General features: G+C 71.6%; 6 protein-coding genes. 5 read left to right on the top strand and 1 reads right to left on the bottom strand.

Annotation, left to right across the window (positions count from 1 at the left end; genetic code table 11):
- The first annotated feature begins 264 nt into the window (after positions 1–264).
- The 5 genes from V6M57_RS13470 (at position 265) to V6M57_RS13450 (ending at position 5481) form a co-directional block, all read left to right on the top strand.
- On the top strand, positions 265–1161 hold the full coding sequence (locus tag V6M57_RS13470; protein WP_332815512.1) for a dienelactone hydrolase family protein: 897 nt from the start codon (positions 265–267) through the stop codon (positions 1159–1161).
- A 137-nt stretch (positions 1162–1298) separates the two neighbouring features.
- Positions 1299–2150: a ZIP family metal transporter gene (locus tag V6M57_RS13465; RefSeq protein ID WP_332815511.1), complete on the top strand. Its 852-nt coding sequence runs from the start codon at positions 1299–1301 to the stop codon at positions 2148–2150.
- Between the two features lie 197 nt (positions 2151–2347).
- Positions 2348–3724, top strand: coding sequence for a hypothetical protein (locus tag V6M57_RS13460; protein WP_332815510.1), 1377 nt, complete (start codon positions 2348–2350; stop codon positions 3722–3724).
- Positions 3725–3801: 77 nt separating this feature from the next.
- Complete coding sequence (locus tag V6M57_RS13455) at positions 3802–4518, top strand: DUF4142 domain-containing protein (protein WP_332815509.1); 717 nt, start codon at positions 3802–3804, stop codon at positions 4516–4518.
- A 147-nt stretch (positions 4519–4665) separates the two neighbouring features.
- Entirely contained in the window at positions 4666–5481 is an 816-nt protein-coding gene (locus tag V6M57_RS13450) for a hypothetical protein (RefSeq protein ID WP_332815508.1), read from the top strand.
- 21 nt (positions 5482–5502) lie between these two features.
- Here the strand turns inward: V6M57_RS13450 and V6M57_RS13445 are convergent, their stop codons facing one another.
- Positions 5503–6054 carry a DUF4019 domain-containing protein gene (locus V6M57_RS13445; protein WP_332815507.1) on the bottom strand — a complete coding sequence of 184 codons (552 nt, stop codon included), beginning with the start codon at positions 6052–6054 and terminating at the stop codon, positions 5503–5505.
- Positions 6055–6451 lie beyond the last annotated feature (397 nt).

Raw genomic sequence — 6451 nt, 5'->3', positions numbered from 1 at the left:
CAGCCTCAATCTGTTCGAGAAAGTGCCGTTGGGCCGCCTGCTGGGCGAGGTCGCCAGCTACGAAGAAAGCATGAACGGACCCGCCCAGCTCCAGCTGCTCTGAAATCTCCGGACACGCATGGGTCGAGCCCGCAATGACACCCAACCGTGTCATCCCAGCGAGCGCCTCTGCATTTCCCTTGTACCGCGCTCGGGCAACGCACGCTCGAGCCATCCCCCCTATATTCCCCTCGCATCCACCGCAACGAACCAGGAGACCTGCCGATGCTGCGAGACGACCTGAAGAACGACTTCGACTCCCTGCTGCCGCGTCCACTGGCCGGCCGGGCGGGCCCCAGCCGGCGGACGGCGCTCAAGGCGCTGGGCGCGGGCTACGCCGCGGCCGCCGGTGCGGCCATGGCACAGACGGCGATCAAGACCCCCTCCGATGGCCTGACCGTCGGCGAGATCAGCTACGAGGTGGGCGGCTTCAAGGTGCCGGCCTACCGCGCCGCGCCGGCCGGCAGGACCGGCCTGCCGGTCGTGCTGGTCATCCAGGAAATCTTCGGCGTGCACGAGTACATCGCCGATACGGCACGCCGCTTCGCCAGGGCCGGCTACCTGGCGATCGCGCCCGAGCTCTTCGCGCGCCAGGGCGACCCGGGCAGCTACGGCGAGATCGCCAGGCTGATGGCGGAAGTCGTCTCCAAGGTGCCCGACGAGCAGGTGATGGCCGACCTGGACGGGGCGCTCAAGTGGGCGGCGGCCCATGGCGGCGACGCGAACAAGGCGGGCATCACCGGCTTCTGCTGGGGCGGGCGCATCACCTGGCTGTATGCCGCGCACGCGCCGGTCAAGGCGGGCGTGGCCTGGTACGGCCGGCTGGTGGGCAACGGCACCGAGGCGACGCCCAGGCACCCGGTGGACCTGGCCGCGGGCCTGAAGGCACCGGTGCTGGGCCTGTACGGCGCGGCCGACGCGGGGATCCCGCTTGACACGATTGATAAGATGAAAGCCGCCCTCGCGAACGGCTCGCCCGCGGCGAAGGCTTCGCAGTTCGTGGTCTACCCCGACGCGCCGCATGCCTTCCATGCGGACTACCGGGCCAGCTACCGGGCGCCGGCGGCGCAAGACGGCTGGAAGCGCGCGCTGGACTGGTTCAAGGCGCACGGCGTGGCCTGATCCGGCGCAGGACGAAAAGAGGAGGCGGCCCCCGCGGCTGCCTGCAGGAGGAAGGAAAGCCGCCTCGGGGCGGCTTTCCCGTGTTTGGGATGGAGGAACGTCGCCGGACCGCGTGCAAGCGGTCCGGCGCCTGGCAGATGACCCTGATCGTGATTTTTGCGGCCACGCTGGCGACCGGCATCGGCAGCGTGTGGCTGGCGGCGGCCCTCATGAGCCTGGGGCTGCTGCCCCGCGCGGCGCGGGAGGGTCCGCACGCCGGCGCGCAGAACCTGCTCAGCCTGGCGGCCGGCGCCCTGCTGGCCACGGCCTTCATGCACCTGCTGCCGGAAGCGTTCGAGAGCGGCACCGAGGCGCAGGCGCTGTTCGGCACGCTGCTGGTGAGCCTGGTGTTCTTCTTCCTGCTCGACAAGGCCGAGCTGTGGCACCACGGACACGAGCATGGCATGACGGAGGAGGCTCCCGCGCATCCGCACCTGCATCACCACGCGCATTCGCATGCCCACGACCACGGCCACGGCCACGCCCAGGACGTCCCGCGGTCCGGCGGCTGGGCCGTGCTGGCCGGCGACAGCGTCCACTGTTTCGGCGATGGGGTGCTGATCGCGTCGGCCTTCATGGCCGACCTGCGGCTGGGGCTGGTGGCGGCGCTGGCGGTGCTCGCGCACGAGGTGCCGCACCACATCGGCGACCTCGCCGTGCTGAGGGAAACCAGCGGCAGCCGCCGGGCCGCCATCGTCAAGGTGTCCCTGGCCGGCGCGGTGACGCCGCTGGGCGGGCTGGTGGGCTGGTGGGTGGTGGGCCGGCTGGACCCGCTGCTGCCCTTCCTGCTGGTGGTGGCCAGCAGCAGCTTCATCTACGTCGCGCTGGCGGATCTGATCCCGCAGCTGCAGAAGCGGCTGGGCGCGAAGGAGACGATCGCCCAGGTGCTCTGGCTCGCGCTGGGCATCGGGCTGGTCACGCTGGTGAGCGTGGCGGCGCACACGCACTAGCGCTTCCTCATTCCATCCGTCTTCGCGAAGGCAGGCTCGAGCGGGAATCCGCGGCCCCCTCGCCCACGGCCGGGCAGTCCTACACGTGCTCCGCGCTTGTCCGACAGGCCCCCCTCCGGCTGCGTCCTAAGGTGCCCTGCGTGCGGCGCCGCCCTCGTGCGGCGCCATGGCGGCGCAGGACGCAAAGGAGAACCTCGATGGCATCGCATGACGAAGATCGTGAGCGGCAGCGGGGCCGCTGGACGCAGGACGAGCAGGGCAACTGGTCGAAGGAACAGGGGCGCGGCTCGCAGGGCTCCTCGCAGTCGCAGCAGGGCAGCAGCTGGGAGCCCCAGCGCGGCTATGGCGACCTCGGCTCGCGCCAGTCCGGCGGGTACGGCGGCTATGGCGGCGAGCACCATGCCGAAAGCCGCGGCGGCTCCGGCTACCAGCAGCAGCAAGGTGGCGGCCGTGGCGGCGAGTTCGGGTACAGCGGCGGCGAATTCGGCAGCCAGGGCCGCTGGGGATCGCAAGGCGCCTCGCAGCAGGGCAGCTACGGCGGCAACTGGGGCGGTTCGCAGCACGGCGGATGGCAGGGCCAGCAGGGCCAGGAATCGCAGTGGAGCGGCCACCAGGGCAGCCAATGGGACCAGCCCGGACGCCATGGCAGCGAGCGCTGGAGCGAGCAGGGCGGCGGCCTGCACCGTCCGGAATACGGCCAGCAGCAGGGCCAGGGCGGGCAACCGTATGGCGGCATGGGCACGCCCTATGGCCAGGGTGGGAGCGCCAGCAGCTACGGCCAGGGGGGCTATGGCAGCCAGGGCGGCAGCTGGGGCGGCCAGCAAGGGCACTGGGGCGGCGCCGGCAGCTACGGCGGTCAGCAGGGCTACGGTCAGCAGGGCTACGGGCAGCAGGGTGGCCTGTACGGACAGGCGCAGGGCGGCTACGGCGGCCAGGGGCCGCAGGGCCATGGCCAGCGCGAACAGGGCTATGGCCAGCCTCATTACGGCCAGGACCAGCCGGGCCACTGGAGCAGTGCCGGCAGCTATGGCGGCCAGCAGCAGGGCTACGGGGAGCAAGGGTACGGGCGGCAGGCCTATGGCGAGCAGGGCCGTGGCCAGCAGGGCTATGGCCAGCAGGGCTATGGCCAGGGCAGCGGCCAGCAGCACCACGACCCCGACTACCACCAGTGGCGCGAGGAGCAGATCCGCAACCTGGACAACGACTACCAGACCTGGCGCCAGGACCGCTACCGCAAGTTCTCCGACGAGTTCAACAGCTGGCGCGCCAGCCGCAGCGGTGGGCAGGGCCAGAACACCACGGAGCGCAGCAGCACGGGCGGCAACTTCGGCCCGTCCGGCGGCGCGACCGGTTCGCACCAGGGCAGCGGCGCCAGCGGCGTGGGCAGCTCGGGCGGCGGTTCCACGGCCGACCTGCGCGGCTCCAGCGGCATGGGCTCGGCCGGAAGCACCCTGAGCGGCTCCTCGCAGGCGGCCAGCGGCGGCGAGTCGCGCATCGGCGGCAGCTCGGGATCGTCCTCGTCGAGCAGCGGCAGTCCGTCCGTGGGCTCCGGGTCGACGGGCGGCAGGAAGTAGGCGGGCGATCACCGGCAGGCAGCGCGATGCACCGCGCTGCACGTTTCTTCCCAAGGGCACCTCCAGGAGTACAGGCAATGACCTCTTCACCGAAGCTTTCGGCCGTCGCGATCGCCGCGGCGTTCGCGCTGGGCAGCGCGCTCGCGCAGTCGACCCCCCCATCCACTTCGCCGGGCGGCGGCTCGTCGGCGCGCACCGCGCCCGCGGCCCAGCCCGGCACCGGCACCCGCAATGCCGAGAGCAAGAAGGACGACAAGGTCGCGCGCGGCGACCGCAAGTTCATGCAGGAGGCCGCGGAGGGCGGCCTGTACGAGGTGCAGGCGGCCAAGCTCGCCAGCGCCAAGGCCAGCGACCCGGAGGTCAAGAAGTTCGCCGAGATGCTGGTGGAGCAGCACACCAAGTCCAACGACGAGCTGGCCCAGCTGGCCAAGGCCAAGGCGGTGGAGTTGCCGGCCACGGCGCCCCGATCCAAGCGAAGGGACGTGGAAAGCCTGGGCAAGAAGCAGGGCGCCGAGTTCGACAGGGAATTCGTGCAGGAGGTCGGCATCGAGGCGCACGAGAAGGACATCAAGAAGTTCCAGGAAGCCGGCAAGGACGTGAAGGATCCGGAGCTGAAGGCCTTCGTCACCAAGACGCTGCCGGTGTTGCAGGACCACCTGGCCCAGGCCAAGCAACTGCCGCAATCGGGTGGCGAGCAGATGGGCAGGAGCGGCGGCAGCGACACCACCCGGATGGGTGCGGGCGGCAGCAAGTCGGGCTCGACCTACGGCAGCGGGCCCGCGAAGAGCAACTAGGGGCGCCGGCCGCCAAGCCGGGATCCATCACCCGCCGCCCGCACGCAGCAGGCCGTCCTACGCGCCGGTCCGACGGCGCCGACACGCGGGCCCCCAGGCCGGCCCAACAATGGCCGCATGCGGCCCTGCGCTCGACTTGCTCGCCTGTTGCCCTGGCTCATGGCTGCGGCACTCGCCGGCTGCGGCGGCGGCATCAGCATCGGGTTCGGCTTCTTCGATGACGATCACCACCACGATCGCTTCTTCGATGACTTCGGCGCCGACGGCCTGCACCTGCCGCATGCCGAGGACGAGTTGCGCGCCAGCGTGGTGGCGCTCGCCCTGTTCGACAGCCTGGCAGGCATCGAGCGCCTGATGGCCGCGGCCGGCGCCCATGCGCAGCTGGCCGGTCCGTCCGGCACCGCAGCCGAACGGGCCTGCGCCGCTGCCGGCAGCATCGCCACGCGCAAGACCTCGCCCACCCAGTTCGTGCTGGAGGCCCGTCGTTGCCAGCTGGTGGCGGGCGATCCGCTGGTCTACGACGGCAGCTGGCTGTTCGCCATCCAGTCCAGCGGCTACGCGGCCGACGGCAACTGCCCGGCCGGCAGCGCCTGCGTCCTCGGCGCGGCGATGGACACGGCCGCGGCCCGGTTCGGCTATGGCACGCCGGCGATGCGTGCCACCGGCAGCGCATGGCGCCAGGAAACCGCCGCGGCCGGGACGCTGCAGGTGCAGGCGCAAGCGGCCGGCGAGGCCACCTCCCTGGATGGCGTAGGCTTCCGGCCGGTGGGCACGACAGCTTCGCTGGTGGCCGACGCGTTCAGCCTGTCGGGCGACAGCATCCGCCGCACGCTGGCCACCACGTCGCCGATCCGCGCGTCGATCCGCACGGAGCCGGACCGGCTGGTGTCGGCGGTCGACGACAACCGCGACGGCACGGCCGACCGGACCTTTGTGCTGCCCTGGAGCTGGATCGTCGATTGAGGAGCCGTCGACCCGCGGCGTTCAGCGCGGCGAGTAGCCCGTCACGCGCCACTGCCCATCGGGCCCGCGCACGGCGGTGACCACTTCCTCGAGCTCGCGCTGGGCGAACTTGCTGACGAACACCACCGTCACGTACTCGCCGGCCGGCATGCCCTCGATGCGCTCCTTGTAGGCCGAGTTGGCCGGCGTGCGCTCCTGCAGCGGCCCCAGGTCGGCGCGCACCTTGGGCACGGCGTCCATCCACTTGTCCAGCGGGACGGACTTGCGGAAGGCCGGAGCCGAGGTTTCCCAGGCGGTGCCCCAGTCGCGCCGGTCCAGCAGGGTCAGCCAGGCGGCGGCAGCGAGGCGGGCCGCGTTCTCCTTCGCTTCGGTGGCGGACTTGCCGGCGGCCGAGGCGGCGGCCTTGGGAGCGGAAGCGCCAGGCGCGGGCGCCGACGGTGCGGGTGCGCGCCCGGACGGCGCCCCCAGGCCCGGCGGCGCGGACTGGCCGGGTGCCTTCAACTGGGCCGTGGCGGGCAGGGCAAGGGCCAGGCCCAGCAGGGCGGCTGCAAGCGCGGAGGGGAAGCGGGTCATGCGTTCTCGAGGCAGAAAGGAATGCAATGCGGGCAGTCTACCCGCCGGCCTTGGGGTCCCGGCCACACACCGTTGTCATCCCGGCGAACGCCGGGAACCATCTCCTGCTCTCGGAACAGCGCCACGCGCGTGTTCGGCGCTCGGGTGATGGATTGCGGGTCAAGCCCGCAATGACACCCAACCGTGTCATCCCGGCGAACGCCGGGAGCCATCTCCCGCCCTTCGAGCAGCCGACGCGCGTGTTCGGCGGCCGGGTGATGGATTGCGGGTCGAGCCCATGCGTGTCCGGAGATTTCAGAGCAGCTGGAGCTGGGCGGGTCCGTTCATGCTTTCTTCGTAGCTGGCGACCTCGCCCAGCAGGCGGCCCAACGGCACTTTCTCGAACAGATTGAGGCTG

Origin of the sequence: Ramlibacter sp. (genome assembly GCF_036676645.1) — a bacterium.
GTDB lineage: Bacteria > Pseudomonadota > Gammaproteobacteria > Burkholderiales > Burkholderiaceae_C > Ramlibacter.
The sequence above is the reverse complement of the archived record's forward strand: the minus strand, read 5'-3'. Positions and strand labels throughout refer to the sequence as shown.